12 protein-coding genes and 1 riboswitch are annotated in these 14,254 nt (G+C 39.1%); of the genes, 7 read left to right on the plus strand and 5 right to left on the minus strand.

Features of this window, described 5'->3' with window-relative positions; all coding sequences use genetic code 11:
• Nucleotides 1-708: 708 nt before the first annotated feature.
• Nucleotides 709-1,275, plus strand: a complete 567-nt coding sequence (locus RRU94_RS04560) for a DUF4256 domain-containing protein (protein ID WP_315690623.1) — start codon at nucleotides 709-711, stop codon at nucleotides 1,273-1,275.
• A gap of 249 nt (nucleotides 1,276-1,524) precedes the next feature.
• Nucleotides 1,525-1,607, plus strand: a riboswitch (ZMP/ZTP riboswitch).
• Nucleotides 1,608-1,658: 51 nt separating this feature from the next.
• Nucleotides 1,659-2,825, plus strand: a complete 1,167-nt coding sequence (locus tag RRU94_RS04565) for a phosphoribosylaminoimidazolecarboxamide formyltransferase (protein WP_315690625.1) — start codon at nucleotides 1,659-1,661, stop codon at nucleotides 2,823-2,825.
• A 376-nt stretch (nucleotides 2,826-3,201) separates the two neighbouring features.
• On the opposite strand, the gene RRU94_RS04570 is transcribed toward RRU94_RS04565, so the two are convergent.
• Entirely contained in the window at nucleotides 3,202-3,753 is a 552-nt protein-coding gene (locus RRU94_RS04570) for an MEDS domain-containing protein (protein WP_315690627.1), read from the minus strand.
• A 33-nt stretch (nucleotides 3,754-3,786) separates the two neighbouring features.
• Nucleotides 3,787-4,350 (minus strand): site-specific integrase, encoded by a 564-nt coding sequence (locus RRU94_RS04575; RefSeq protein WP_315690628.1) that lies wholly within the window; start codon nucleotides 4,348-4,350, stop codon nucleotides 3,787-3,789.
• A gap of 337 nt (nucleotides 4,351-4,687) precedes the next feature.
• Here RRU94_RS04575 and RRU94_RS04580 point away from each other — a divergent pair, with 337 nt between their 5' ends.
• A complete protein-coding gene (locus RRU94_RS04580; protein ID WP_315690630.1) occupies nucleotides 4,688-5,512 on the plus strand; it encodes an STAS domain-containing protein in 825 nt (274 codons plus the stop codon).
• A 344-nt stretch (nucleotides 5,513-5,856) separates the two neighbouring features.
• On the opposite strand, the gene RRU94_RS04585 is transcribed toward RRU94_RS04580, so the two are convergent.
• Both RRU94_RS04585 and RRU94_RS04590 read right to left on the minus strand, forming a co-directional pair.
• Nucleotides 5,857-6,621 carry an STAS domain-containing protein gene (locus tag RRU94_RS04585; protein ID WP_315690632.1) on the minus strand — a complete coding sequence of 255 codons (765 nt, stop codon included), beginning with the start codon at nucleotides 6,619-6,621 and terminating at the stop codon, nucleotides 5,857-5,859.
• Nucleotides 6,622-6,955: 334 nt separating this feature from the next.
• Nucleotides 6,956-7,537 (minus strand): YdhK family protein, encoded by a 582-nt coding sequence (locus RRU94_RS04590; protein ID WP_315690634.1) that lies wholly within the window; start codon nucleotides 7,535-7,537, stop codon nucleotides 6,956-6,958.
• 152 nt (nucleotides 7,538-7,689) lie between these two features.
• On the opposite strand from RRU94_RS04590, the gene RRU94_RS04595 reads away from it, so the two are divergent.
• Both RRU94_RS04595 and RRU94_RS04600 read left to right on the plus strand, forming a co-directional pair.
• A complete protein-coding gene (locus RRU94_RS04595) occupies nucleotides 7,690-9,096 on the plus strand; it encodes a sensor histidine kinase (RefSeq protein ID WP_315690636.1) in 1,407 nt (468 codons plus the stop codon).
• Nucleotides 9,074-9,742: a response regulator transcription factor gene (locus RRU94_RS04600; RefSeq protein ID WP_315690638.1), complete on the plus strand. Its 669-nt coding sequence runs from the start codon at nucleotides 9,074-9,076 to the stop codon at nucleotides 9,740-9,742. The genes RRU94_RS04595 and RRU94_RS04600 overlap by 23 nt, the downstream gene beginning before the upstream one ends.
• Nucleotides 9,743-9,836: 94 nt before the next feature.
• Here the strand turns inward: RRU94_RS04600 and RRU94_RS04605 are convergent, their stop codons facing one another.
• Nucleotides 9,837-10,319: a DUF2798 domain-containing protein gene (locus tag RRU94_RS04605; RefSeq protein WP_315690640.1), complete on the minus strand. Its 483-nt coding sequence runs from the start codon at nucleotides 10,317-10,319 to the stop codon at nucleotides 9,837-9,839.
• Nucleotides 10,320-10,663: 344 nt separating this feature from the next.
• Here RRU94_RS04605 and abc-f point away from each other — a divergent pair, with 344 nt between their 5' ends.
• Both abc-f and RRU94_RS04615 read left to right on the plus strand, forming a co-directional pair.
• Entirely contained in the window at nucleotides 10,664-12,295 is a 1,632-nt protein-coding gene (gene abc-f, locus RRU94_RS04610; protein WP_315690642.1) for a ribosomal protection-like ABC-F family protein, read from the plus strand.
• A 759-nt stretch (nucleotides 12,296-13,054) separates the two neighbouring features.
• On the plus strand, nucleotides 13,055-14,209 hold the full coding sequence (locus RRU94_RS04615) for a glucose-1-phosphate adenylyltransferase (protein ID WP_251273380.1): 1,155 nt from the start codon (nucleotides 13,055-13,057) through the stop codon (nucleotides 14,207-14,209).
• The last annotated feature ends 45 nt before the right edge of the window (nucleotides 14,210-14,254 follow it).

Raw genomic sequence — 14,254 nt, forward strand, 5'->3', positions numbered from 1 at the left:
ACTTTAAGAAGGATTACTTTAACCAACCCTAGAATAAATAACAAATTGAATTTTTAATGCAGGCTAACGGGTGCTTGAACACAAGATGATTGTCACTGCGCGGTCTTTTTTCTTATTCAACTAAAACTGAACGATACGATTACGAAGGGCAGGCGCAGTGTTTTAATATAGAGTTGGAGTCGGAGGAGAACAATAGAAGGAAACAATATCACTTAAAGCAACCGAATAAGGATTCCATCTTCCGCCGAAAAACCTATAGCCATAAACTCTTGACTCCCCGACAGTCGTTAAAAAAAACCAGAAATTGTCTCCGTTCCTAAGCCACAAATACGTGAAATGATACAAACAATCTTGAAGACCCCAGGGATTCATTCGAGGTTCACTCCTTATTGAAATTAGACTTTTAACCAGTCTATGCTCAGGGTCAAAGCTTAGATTGGATGTATGCCTAGTAGCCCACCTAAATTCAAATATGAATGAAGAAGCTTATATGAAATTGTTTATGGATTGGGCAACTATTTTTATTGAGAACGGTATCTCTAATCCAAAGGAAATTATGAACAGTTTAAATAAGCCACGGAGTTGTTCAAGTAACAGAGGCTTGAGTTGAAGGATGTAATCGTTGCGGCGATCATTTTTTCTTGCTGAATTAACGGTGAAGTTTAGTCCTTAAACTATTATGAGTAAAATAGTAAGGGGGAAACTAATATGACGAAGAGAAATAAGGGGTTGTCCCTAGAACAGCTTGAAGAACTACTCAGAACTTTGAAAGCCCGTTTTGAGAAAAACATGAACCGCCATAAAGGTCTTGAATGGGCTAAAGTACGAGCTAAGCTCGAAGCTAATAGTGAAAAACTGTGGTCGCTCAATGAAATGGAAGCAACTGGCGGTGAACCGGATGTTGTTGGCTATGATAAAAAGACGGGCGAATACATTTTTTATGATTGTTCAGCGGAAAGCCCTAAAGGTCGCAGAAGTGTTTGTTACGACCGTGAAGCGCTGGAGTCCAGGAAAAAACACAAACCAGAAAATAGCGCTATTGATATGGCAACTGCCATGGGCATTGAACTTTTAACGGAAGAACAATACCGGGAGCTGCAGAAGCTTGAAGATTTCGATATAAAAACGTCGAACTGGGTGCAAACACCTGCTAATATTAGAAAACTCGGTGGGGCCATCTTTTGTGATCGTCGCTACGACACTGTCTTTATGTACCACAATGGAGCAGAATCCTACTATGCTGCAAGGGGTTTCCGTGGCTCACTAAGGGTCTAAATTTTGCACAGATAGCTAAATTTTAATTTGAGAACAGATCATCTGGGGAAAGGCTTAATTTCATTCTTCAACTATCGAGGCTTTTGTTTAATATCTCGGCTGCCATTTCGGCAGCCTTTTCTTATTCAGCTAACAGGCAGTTTAGTTTAAGAAGATTACCAAGTTGACATCTCGAAAAATTCAAATTATAAATATTATTCCCTTGAAGTTAAAGGGTAATTTTGGTAAAGTTAAGTTTATAAAAGGACTATTACAATGTGTACTGGCGATTAAACGTGGGTCACCACGGGGGATCACATTGATATTATAAGCCGTTCGCCTGGGCAAAGTGTTTGAGTAAATCAAACACTTTTTTGTATTTTTATGAGAGGGTGAACGAATAAATGGAAGAAGTATTAATGCGGTATGGTATTAATCCCAATCAAGGTAGTGCAAAAGTCAAATCATTTAAAAAGTTACCTTTTAAAGTTCTTAATGGAGAGCCAAGCTATATTAATTTACTAGATGCTTTTAACTCTTATCAACTTGTAAGGGAACTTAAATTAGCAATAGGAGAACCTGCGGCAGCGTCTTTTAAACACGTAAGTCCTTCAGGAGCTGCCATATATAGTCCATTAAGTAATGAACTAGCTAAGTCTTATTTTGTTGATGATATGGAATTATCTCCTCTTGCAACTGCTTATTCAAGGGCGAGAGGAACAGATCGAATGTCCTCCTTTGGTGATTGTGCAGCTCTAAGTGATAAAGTTGATCTTTCTGTTGCTAAACTCTTAAAAAGAGAAGTCTCTGATATGATTGTGGCACCTGCTTTTGATGATGATGCCTTGGAAATCCTAAAGTCTAAGAAAAAAGGAAAGTACCTTATTATTGAGATTGATCCAAAATATGAGCCTGAACCGATAGAGGAAAGAACTTTGTTTGGGGTTACCCTTGTTCAGGAAAGAAATAATCTGCTAATAACAGAGAAGATATTAAATAATATAGTGACTGAAAACAAATATTTACCCGATTCGGCAAAGAGAGATTTATTAATTTCTGCAATAACACTAAAGTATACGCAATCCAATTCTGTATGTTTTGCGAAAGATGGGCAGACGATTGGTGTGGGAGCAGGACAACAATCTCGGATTCATTGTACGAGACTGGCTGCAACAAAATCAGAAAACTGGTATTTAAGGCAACACCCAATAGCTCTTGCGATGAAATTCCGTGAAGGAGTTCCACATACTGTACAAAATAATGCAATAGATAAGTGGCTTTGTGATGATCTCACAGTACCAGAAAGAAAAGCTTGGGAAGAGTGTTTTGTTGAGGTACCTCATAAGCTTACTGATAACGAAAAAAGAGAATATTTAAATGGATTAAAAGAAATCTCGTTTGCTTCGGACGCATATTTACCTTTCCGAGATAATATTGATTGTGTTTCACAAAGTGGTGCCAAGTATATTTTACAAACGGGTGGCTCATTACGGGATAAGGAAGTTATTGATGCGGCTAACGAATACGGTATTGTAATGGCGTTCTCTGGGGTACGCTTATTCCATCATTAATTTGCTGATTTCAAATGGGTGAATTTTAGATTGTGAAAAGTTGTACTTAAGCTAACGGGGTGCTTTAGTTGAAGATGGATCATAAAAATGATCAAACTTTATTATAAAAATCACATAATTAATTTAAAGAAAACACTTGATTTGGATCAATCTTTTTTCAAAACCAAGTGTTTTTCGTTTGTTATCAAATATGAATTAATTACGTATTTTTAATCAAACTTTATTCCAAAGTTACACTTAAGCTTATTGTCTTCTAGCTTAACTGTGCGTGTTGGAGTTCCAACATAAAGGACGGATTACGAAGAGAGAAGTCTAACTCTGCAAGCAAGGCAAAAAATCCACCAAAGCACTTGATTCAATGGTGGATTATTTCCTTTTAAATTAGAACTATTTCATCATCTGTCATGAAAAATTGATGGCACTGCAAAAGAGCATTTTTAAATTCCTTTGTTATTCTGCCCGTCCTATAAGCACATACTGATGTAATATCATTCAAAACAATTAATTTATCTATATTTTGTTCATACTGCTCTACTTCCCGGTATGCATCCTGAAGATCTCTCCACTCCACGTGTCCCCACGTTCGAACTGTCTCACTTCTTTCAAGATGGGGTTTTAAGGACTTCGCAAAATGATCGAATACGACGACAGGATTGAATGTTCCATTCGTAAAATAAAAATCAAAATTATTGGTGTAATGAATGCGGGACAGCTGCTCTTTATTTAAGATTGGTTTCAGTTTTTGCTGAAGAAGGGAGAGAAATCTCTGGTTTTCAACCATTAAAATATGGCTGCCCTGTTCAATGCCTGAGACCACGTAGGTGATCGCATTTTCTAAATACTTATTTGGATCTTGAAAAGAATAAAAGATATGCCCGTTGATTGTCTCTAAAGCACTTTTTAGTTCTGGCTTTTTTTCTATTAACATAATAGTCGCCCCTTGTAATGAATTTTTTTATGTTTATAGACAAAATTGCTCAAGCAGCTGATCTGCCGTTTCAGGAGTAACCCCGATGTAGCGAAGTGTGACCGATGGGGCTGAATGGCCAAAGATTTGCTGAAGGGTGGCCACATCTTTTGTTTGCTGGTAAAAGTGGTAGCCAAACGTTTTGCGCATGGAATGCGTGCCGGTCGCTCCCTCAATGCCGCAAACCTGTGCAGCATTATTAATGATCCGCCATGCTGTTTCACGCCCGATGGGGCCGGTGCCTTTTCGAGAAGGAAATAAAAGATCAGAATCTGCCATCTGACGTGTATATTTTTCTATTTCTTGTTTTAGCACACTTGTCATGCGGACTTTTCGGGTCTGGTTCGTTTTTTTCTCTTTAACCTGCAAGTAATCAGTGTTTTGTACGTCTATGACCCGAAGCTTTAAGATATCATTAATACGCAATCCTGAGTTAATGCCAAAGGTAAATAAAAAGTAATCCCGGTAAGATTGATGAAGAAGATATTCTTTTATTATCTGGATTTGTTCGAGGTCTCGAATTGGATTTACCGTATTTTGTCCTTGTTTTACTGCCAAAAAAGACCCCCCAATTGTTTTCAATATGTCTAGTTAAATGCAACTTTAATATTCAATATGTTGTATTGTAAATCCTTCTTAATTATTTGAAAAAGGACTATTTCCCTGTAGATAGGAGTATCTTCGTTACGTATGCCGTCTGTGAAGGGAGCTTAATGGAGCAGGTTCTGTGTTGTTCTACTAACCTGCCCATCAATTGAACAAAAGAACAGATAAACACTAAATACACTATAAAAATCGTGAAAACCATTGAAATATTAAATTTAAATTATCTGAATAGTGTGTTTTAATAAAAGTAGTATTCATTTTACATGTTCTATATAAAGGGGAGGATAAAATGGAAGAGAAATTTCAGCCTTCATTTAAACTACAAGCCTTCTTCGAGATAAACAATCAGAAATTTGAAGAAAAGTTATTAGAAGAGGCTGTCAATGTTAAAAACAAAATCGATGAAATTTTATCCATTGGCAATATTAACCTTGTTAATAATGCTCATAAGCTGGTTGTTTATATTCTTGATGGAAAAGTAGAAGAACTTGAATTGTTTGCCAAACAGGAAGGTATAGCATGGGCCACTCATTCCATTGACCTATCCTTCAAATTAGAGTGGGTGCAGGCCATCCGCAGAACGATATGGAACTTTATAGAACAGTATAACGACTTAACAGATGAACAGGTAACGTCGAATTTTTTTCGTTTGGAGAAAGAAATTAATAATCAAGTCGATGCGTTTCTAAATGCCTTTTTTATTAGTTACTCTACATATAAGGATTCTCTAATTAGAGCTCATAGAAAGCTGGTTGAAAATCTATCCGTTCCTATTATTCCAATTAACAATTCTGTTTGTATCCTCCCTGTGATTGGTTCGGTTGATATGTTTCGAACGTCTATTCTTGAGGAAAAGGTTTTAACCGAAATCGGGGTATCACGTATCCAGACTTTGATCATGGATTTATCGGGAATCGCAGATATGGAACCTCAGGTCATAGATCATTTAACGAAAATTATTGATGGCACTTCCCTCATGGGATGTAACACAGTCATTACAGGTTTAAGAGCAGAAGTAGTAAGAAAAATGATACATATGGGACGCTCATTTGATCCTGGCACAAAAACACTGGGCACGCTGCAGCAAGCATTAAAAGAATATTTAATAAGCTAGCTTAAATTTAAATGCCTTAATAGAATAAGCTGTAGGAAATAAAGCTGGAGCAACCAAAAAAAGCCCTGGATGCTGAAAATCTAGGGCTTTTCCCATGCAGTATTGTTTTGTTTATCATGCATTATGTGGCCTGCACATTACCATTATGCTTCAATGTGTTGGATAATAAGGTACATGAATATGCAAAGTGAAAAGCAAAAGGAACAGTCGGAAAATCGCTTTTCCTGTGAATAAGCAGAGAAATGTTAATTCGATAAAATATCTACAAGTTTAGTTTTCATAGAGTATACATGTGATGATGTCATATTTGGATATTTTATGGGCGATAAAATTTTTCAAAAATATTACTGCTCATTGTCGGCTTCTATAATATATTTTAAGCCCTCATATGTTGTGCTGAATATCAATATATTCCTATTTAAATGGGTCATTAATCTGGCCAGTGCAGGAGGAATACCGACGAGAATACATTGAGAGCCAATTAAATTTACGCAATCAATCAATTTTTGCATTTGATATTCTACTTCATTGTCAAATGTATACAACTCACTCAGGTTTAATAACACAAACTCAATCTGGTTAGCACTGCATTCTTCTAATATGGAGGAAATTAATAAGTCGAACCGGTTTACGCTAAACTCACCGATCAAAGGCAATGCAATGGCATTACTCCATATCTTCAATATAGGAGTGGACAAAGCCTTAATCAGCTTTTCCTTCTCTTTTTCTTCCTCTGCCTTCGTCGTCACATCCATAAGCATCACGACAAATCCTTCAACAGGCTGGCTGCCTTTTTGTATCGGCGTAATCACAATATCTGCAACGAACTGGTCACGTATGGTAATGCGAGCTCGATGGGAGCCGGAGAGCTCGTCCATAAATTTTTTCTGCTGTTCTGGTTTGCGATGAAAACGACTCATGTTTAACCCAATCATGTCATGACTGCTTGTCAGTCCAAATAAAGGAGCCACCGTTGAAAGAACCTGGTGGGCCTGAGCATTCATCCATACTACATTATAATCTTTGTCTGCAAGAATAATCGTTTCTCCTATACTGTCTAACGCATGCAGAGGAGAAATATTTTCCGGTATTTTTCCGTATATACTCATTGGTCTCCTCCTATTTATGTGAATTTTTCGCTATAAGCTGGTCCTTACTCTTGACCTTATTATAACGTGAACTTCAAAAGGTACACACTAAACATTGACTAAAACGACTAAGTGAAGGCTCTTTCGACAACCGGCGTAAAAGCCTCCAGGGCAGGTTAGTAGAAAGGAGCCCAGGTATTTTAGCTTTAAAATGAGTATGATTGACTGTCATTAAAACGGTAGAGGCGATTCTCTTTTCTTAAGTAAAACTTTGAAGAGAAACAACAAGGCGTAAAAAGGTAGAGAAAGAAAGCCATCCAAACATTATATAAACGAATGTCTAGATGGCTTTCATTTATTTAGCAGTTAATTCATCCTCTGTTACCCATTTGTGATTCGTCACTTTTTCACCATCTGTTGTAGTGAAATCAATCATGTACACAGTGGTATTAACCGCAGAATCGACCATGGCTGAAGCACCTTTCATACCTTCCATGTGATCCGCTGCAAGCGTCACTTCGTCTCCAGCTGCAAAAGGCTTATCACCGGCATCCTCAATTTCTTCATGAATGACCCACTTATGGTCTTCAACCGGATCGCCGCCATTTGCTGGTGTATATGAAACGGTGTACACTGTCGTATCATACGCATCAACAATTTTGGCTTCCGCGCCTTCCATGCCATCCATATGGCCATGTTGAATGATGGCTGTAGAACCGACTGGATAAGCAGGGTTTGCTGCTTCCTCTAATCCTTCTGGAACCTCGCCGCTGCCAGAATGATTCATGTTATGGCCGGAATGTGCATCTTCCTCTTCCATTTGCTCCGCTGGTTGGGCTTCGGACTCCACATTTGCTTCTTCTGTGTCACCGCAGGCTGCAAGCAAAAATGAGGCGAAGAGTGCTGTGCCAAGTAATTTTCCTGTTTTTTTGTTCATTAAAATCATCCTTTCGTTTTAATGTTATCTACCTGCCTATCTTATACAAACTTTTTGCAGTTCTTGTGCATTTTTATTTTTTTCTGCACAAAAAATGAATAACTTCCTTCTATAATAAGGACAGAACGATCTGGAAGAATAGGGGGCACCCCGTGTTTACAAAATTATCATTAAAAATAGGTTTCTTATTTTTTGCCTGCATCCTGCTGATTGAATCACTTTTGTTTTATACATTGTATGTCACGCTGGTAAATGACCGGGTGGACGAAGTAATGGAGAGTTTGCTGGCAAGAGGAGAAACACACAGCGCTGTCTTAGCATCCAGCTTTGAAGAAGAAACGTTAGAACATGTAGGAATGATGGAAGCTGCATCGAGTCTCATTGTAATTGTGACAGACGCAAAAGGGCAGGTTTTAATCCACTCTGACCCAATTGAACCGGAGATGAAAGCAGTGATAGATAATACGAATTTTTTATCCATGCCTGCCGGCGGTAAAGTAGTTGAAACACATTGGAATGAAAAAAGATACATTGCCTCAGATAGTCCAGTAATGAAAGATGGGGATCATCTTGGACATGTGTTTATGTTTTCGGGCACAGAAGGTATTGCACGAATGGTGGAGAATCTGCAGCAGCAGTTTTTCTGGATAGGCGTTATGACAGTAGCGTTAACTGTAGTAACGATTATGGGGTTGTCAAGGCTGATTACGCTCCCGCTTATTCGAATGAAAAAAGCGACGGAACAGCTGAGCCTTGGCAATCACCATGTAAACTTGATGATTGACCGGAATGACGAACTGGGTGAGTTGGCGGCTTCGATTACGAAGCTATCACAGGATCTTGATCAATTGAAAAAGAGTCGGCATGAATTTCTGGGCAGCATTTCACATGAACTGCGCACACCGTTAACCTACATAAAAGGCTACTCGGACATTTTAAACCGACCCGGCTTGTCTGAAAGCGAAAAAGAGAAATATGCTGCCGTTATTCAGGAAGAAACGGCTCGTTTAACAGGCTTTATTCAAGAGCTGTTTGAACTGGCTAAAATGGATCGCCATGAATTTCACATTTTTAAAAAAGAAGAGTCCCTGGATGTCTTGCTTGAATCTACAGTGCATTTTGTCAGCGCCGCTTTTGAACGGGAAGGAAAATCACTATCAGTATCAGGAGATAAAGATATTCGCGTATTGATCGATATGGAGCGGATGCAGCAGGTGCTGCTCAATCTGCTCGACAATGCACGTAAATATTCAGAGGCGGGTTCGCTTGTATCTATCATTGTATCCGAAAAGAAAGATGAAGTGATGATTCAAGTGAGAGATGAAGGTATCGGCATTCCAAAAAAAGAGATACCACTTATCTTTGACCGTCTGTATCGTGTGGAGAAATCACGATCGAGAGAAAGCGGTGGATTTGGCATCGGCTTATCGATTGCAAAAGAAATTGTCGAAGCACATGGCGGACTTCTTGAAATTCATAGCGAAGTGGGAATTGGCACGGAAGCAACAATTCGGCTTAAATGCAAGGAGGATCAAAATGGTAAAAATTTTATTAGTTGATGATGAGCAGCGGATGCTCGATTTGATTGCCCTTTACTTGGAACCACACCACTACACATGTTTGAAAGCCAGAAATGGTGAGGAAGCTCTGTCATTGATGAAAAAGGAAGCAATTGACCTTGTTATGCTGGACATTATGATGCCAGGTATGGACGGATGGGCAGTATGCAGGGAAATTCGCTCTTTCTCCGCCGTGCCCATTATCATGCTTACGGCCCGCCAGCAGGAAGAAGATGTCGTCAAAGGTCTTAGGCTTGGAGCAGATGACTATGTAACCAAACCTTTTGGTGAACAGGAGCTTCTTGCCCGGATCGAGGCACTTTTGCGGAGAAGCGTTCCATCAAAGAACATTCAGATAAACGGCCTGAAGTGGGATGAAGAACAGTTTGAAGTCTCTTATGAGGGGAAATCCGTTCGCTTAACGCGAAAAGAGTTTTCCCTGCTCGGTATTTTAATGAGGCACCCAAATAAAGTATTTGAACGTGGCCACCTGTTAGAACTGGTGTGGGGTTACGATACCGAAACAGAAGGGCGGACGGTTGACTCCCATGTGCGGAATATCCGAGAAAAAATCCGTGAAGCTGGATTTCCTATTGATGACCATTTTCAAACAGTCTGGGGAATTGGGTATAAATGGGTAAAATAAGTGAAAGAGAGTAAAGGTGTAAATGAAAAAACTAATTGAAACGTATTTTAGAAGCTCTGCCTGAAACAAGCGGGCTGCCAAAAAGCAGCCTGCTTTACACGCTTAGTTTTGCTTTTTGCGTGGATGGTTTAACGTATTTAGTTAATAGCCAGCGTGAGATTGGCCCAACAATAAGTAACTGCGCTGGGAGTGCCACGACAAAATTTAAACTAACTGTTTTAAGATAGGCTGTGAAAATCGAACCTTTAATTCCTGATATGAACGCTGTTAAAGCAAGTCCGTATACAGACATGATTAAACCCATCGCAGGAACCATACAACAGGAAAGTGCCAGAATAAAGTTGATTTCTTTTGATTTGTTATAAGGGAGTGATAAAGCAATTTTACGTGCGATCGGCTCCACAAATGATTCTAAGACAAAGGCAATAATCAGTGTGACAAGAAACTGAACCACTGCACTTCCTGCTGTAAATGTTGAAAATCCATGTAAAGCTGTGTTGTAAACGGACATAATGAGAACCATTCCAAAACATATAAACAGCCCAAAAATAATGCCCTCTTTTTTATTAGTAGGCAAACAAAAACATCCTTGTTGTTTAGCAGGAAAGAAGAATTTGCTGATTTAAGGAAATGCTAGGTAGATATTGTTATTTCCTTTTGTTTTACAGATAAGCTTGTGCTACAATCATTTTAATTAACATGCAGAAAGGAATGACGGGTGGACGATGATTAACTAATCTTATTTTTCGAATTTGAAACCGCATATTTCAAATCACAAAAAATAGGATTAGTCTGCCCATCTTCAATACGTTATACAGCTATTATTGAAAATAGCTTATTTCATCATGCAAAGGTACGGCTAATCCTTCCAACTAACTGGGAGGATTTTTTTTATTCTCCCTTTATGAAAGGGACGATGATATGAAAGAATTATTAAAGTTATCCAATATGGGTTATGAAATAGGGGACTTCAAGGTTTTTGAGAGAGCAAATGCAAGCGTTCAAAAAAGGGATGTGATCGGTTTAATTGGTAAAAACGGTGCGGGCAAATCCACTTTACTGCAATTAATCCATCGTGACTTAACCCCAACACAAGGGCATATAGAGTGGCTGCAGCCAGATCCGAAATTGGTCATAGTTGAACAAGAAACCGAGTCACATTCATTTAAAGATAAAACACCTTCCGAGGCCAAGCTGTTAGAAAAATGGAGTGTGCCAGAACAGGAATACTCGCATTTAAGCGGCGGGGAAAAATTGAAAGCACGGCTTGCCCAGGGATTTTCAAAAGATGCCGACCTTTTACTGTTAGATGAACCGACAAACCATCTCGATGAACAAAGTATAGAATTTCTCATCAGACAAATTAAACATTATAAAGGCACGATTATTTTGGTGTCGCATGATCGTCATTTTTTGGATGCGGTTGCCACGAAAATCTGGTCCATTGAAGGAAAAAAGCTTATAGAACAAAAAGGAAATTATTCCAGCTATATGGAGGACCGTAAACATAAAAGACTCACCCAGCAGGGGGAATATGAAAAACAGCAGAAAATGGTTAAACGAATCGAAGACCAAATGCAGAATCTCACTTCCTGGTCCCAAAAAGCCCATGCGCAATCAACAAAGCAAGAAGGCTTTAAAGAACATTACCGCACAAAAGCAAAGCGAATGGACACTCAGGCAAAATCAAAACAAAAGCGTTTGGAAAGGGAGCTCCAAAGGGCAAAAGTTGAACCGGTTGAGCCAGAATATACGGTGCGTTTTTCCATTAAATCAGACCATAAGACAGGAAAACGCTTTTTAGAAATCAAAAATGTAACAAAGTCATTTAACGGACGAACACTTTTCAAAAACGTTAATTTTACGATTCAGCATGGCGAAAAGGTATCAATCACAGGTCCAAATGGCAGCGGTAAGACCACTTTATTGAATATAATGCTTGGACAGGAACCGGCTGAAGGCAATGTATGGATATCACCGTCTGCAAATGTTGGCTATTTGACTCAGGAAGTGTTCGATTTACCGCTTGACCAAACTCCAGAGCAGCTTTTTGTCCAGGAAACATTCGAAGCAAGAGGAAGAGTTCAAACCTTAATGAAACATTTGGGGTTTACAGCTTCTCAATGGACGGAACCCATTCGGCATATGAGCATGGGTGAGCGTGTGAAGTGTAAGTTAATGAAATATATTTTAGAAGAAAAAGATGTGCTTATTTTAGATGAGCCGACCAATCACCTGGACCTGGCTTCACGTGAACAGCTGGAAGACACCCTGGCGCAGTATAACGGAACGTTAATCGTTGTTTCTCATGATAAGCATTTTGTAGAAAAAACGACCAGCAGCAAACTCGTTATAACGAATTCCACTGTACAAAAACAACTAGATAAAGTGCAGCCCAAAAGAGACAGTCTGGCTGAATTACGGTTAAAGCTTGAAACAGAAAGACAAGAAGTGTTAGGAAAGCTGAGCTTTATGACCCCAAAGGATACAGCATACGCAGAGCTTGACCAGAAGTTTAAAGAACTTACAAAGCAGATAAATGAACTTTTATAAAGAATCTTATAAAAAAAGTCCTTCTTCAACTGAGGATACTCCAGTTGAAGAAGGAGTCGTGCAAAGTCGAAAAGGTCTTTCTAAGTTTAATTTAGTTGTTCATAAACGCTGCCAAGTAATAAGGAGGATAAGAGACTGAAAGATTCCATGCGTATCCATCTGCTTGCACGCCTATGTCAGCATCTCTTTCATTTTTTATTACAATCTCCAATTTTCGGCCAGTTTACCTTGATCAAACGGATAACGATAAGAATAGCTTTTGATTTTAATGTATTTCCTTTTTTAAAATATAGATACTTTTTTAGAAAAATATTGTAATTTCAAACAAATCCTTGTACAATAAGCACAGTAATGAAACCGCTTTAAAACTCCTTTATGTTTCCACTTAACCAGCTTTCTATCATTTCTCATAGCTGGGCTTATAGATGTATCTTAGGCATTCTAATGCAATCCAGGTACATCCCTGTAAAATATAAAACTATTCTTTAACCAGTATTTTATCCAAACGATTTTTTAATAGGGAATTATGCTAAGAAGGAACCAGCCCATAGGGTGAGTTCTTTTTGGTCATGCTCTATTTGCTTGTCGACTTATCAGAATATATAAAATATTTTGTCTACTTTTGTCGAATGTAGAGGTGTCGAATGTAGAGGTGTAGAAATCTATTAAGTGGAGCTTAACAAGGTGATACGCGGAACCCAGCTAACTTGCATACTAGGTCAAAATGAATATATAGAAGAGAAAAGGAGATGGAGCAACATGACAAAACAAAAATGCGTTGCCATGCTTTTGGCGGGAGGACAAGGAAGCAGATTAAAAGAACTGACAGAAAATCTGGCAAAACCAGCAGTGCCATTCGGCGGGAAATACCGGATTATTGATTTTCCATTGTCAAACTGTGCTCACTCAAGTATCCAAACGGTTGGCGTTCTAACGCAGTACCAGCCTCTTGTTTTAAACTCTTATATCGGAAATGGCCGGGCATGGGATTTAGACCGCAGCAGCGGGGGAGTCACGGTTTTGCCGCCTTATGCTAGTGCTTCAGAAATCAATTGGTATACGGGTACAGCGAGTGCCATTTATCAGAACTTCAACTATCTCCAGCAATATGATCCGGAACATGTACTCATTTTATCCGGTGATCACATTTATAAAATGAACTACGATTTAATGCTAGACTACCATATTAAACAAAAAGCAGATGTAACCATTTCTGTGATTGAAGTGCCATGGAGCGAAGCAAGCCGCTTTGGTATTATGAATACAGACGAAAACTACAAGGTTACGCGCTTTGATGAAAAGCCAAAGAAACCGGAAAGTAACCTGGCTTCAATGGGCATTTATATCTTTAAATGGTCTGTTTTAAAGAAATATCTGGAACAGGATGCAAGCAATCCGGATTCTTCTAATGACTTCGGAAAAGACGTAATTCCAGCCATGCTTGAAGATCAGCAAAAACTAGTTGCTTATCCGTTTAAAGGCTATTGGAAAGACGTAGGCACAATCGAAAGCCTTTGGGAAGCCCATATGGATTTGCTAAGCGATGAAAATGAGCTGAATCTGCATGATCGTTCCTGGCCTATTTACTCGGCCAACAAGAGCCTGCCGCCGCAGGTAACAGGGAAAAATGCCTGCGTTAAGCATTCCATCTTAAATGAAGGATGTATCATTGACGGCGAAGTTCAATTCTCTGTCGTATCTCAGAATGTAACCGTTGATGCAAAAGCGGTTGTGAAAGATTCAGTGGTGATGCCAAATGCGTACATAGGAAAAGGTGCGTTTATTGAGCGGGCAATCGTGATGGAAAACGTTGAAGTGCCGGAAAACATGGTGATTCGGAATGAATCAGCGGACATCTTGCTGATCACAAAGGATTTTGTGGCGGCCCATGCAAAAGAGTCACTTAACGTCTAAGCGTAATTGAGCGCAGGCATCTTGAGGGGAGCCGGCTTTCTAGCG

The organism is Domibacillus sp. DTU_2020_1001157_1_SI_ALB_TIR_016 (genome assembly GCF_032341995.1).
GTDB classification, from domain to species: Bacteria; Bacillota; Bacilli; order Bacillales; family Domibacillaceae; genus Domibacillus; species Domibacillus indicus_A.

Excerpts from the sequence above, each read along its gene's own strand:
- RRU94_RS04560 (WP_315690623.1), top strand. The coding sequence starts at position 709 with ATGACGAAGAGAAATAAGGGGTTGTCCCTAGAACAGCTTGAAGAACTA.
- RRU94_RS04565 (WP_315690625.1), top strand. The coding sequence starts at position 1,659 with ATGGAAGAAGTATTAATGCGGTATGGTATTAATCCCAATCAAGGTAGT.
- RRU94_RS04570 (WP_315690627.1), bottom strand. The coding sequence starts at position 3,753 with ATGTTAATAGAAAAAAAGCCAGAACTAAAAAGTGCTTTAGAGACAATC.
- RRU94_RS04580 (WP_315690630.1), top strand. The coding sequence starts at position 4,688 with ATGGAAGAGAAATTTCAGCCTTCATTTAAACTACAAGCCTTCTTCGAG.
- RRU94_RS04585 (WP_315690632.1), bottom strand. The coding sequence starts at position 6,621 with ATGAGTATATACGGAAAAATACCGGAAAATATTTCTCCTCTGCATGCG.
- RRU94_RS04590 (WP_315690634.1), bottom strand. The coding sequence starts at position 7,537 with ATGAACAAAAAAACAGGAAAATTACTTGGCACAGCACTCTTCGCCTCA.
- RRU94_RS04600 (WP_315690638.1), top strand. The coding sequence starts at position 9,074 with ATGGTAAAAATTTTATTAGTTGATGATGAGCAGCGGATGCTCGATTTG.
- abc-f (WP_315690642.1), top strand. The coding sequence starts at position 10,664 with ATGAAAGAATTATTAAAGTTATCCAATATGGGTTATGAAATAGGGGAC.
- RRU94_RS04615 (WP_251273380.1), top strand. The coding sequence starts at position 13,055 with ATGACAAAACAAAAATGCGTTGCCATGCTTTTGGCGGGAGGACAAGGA.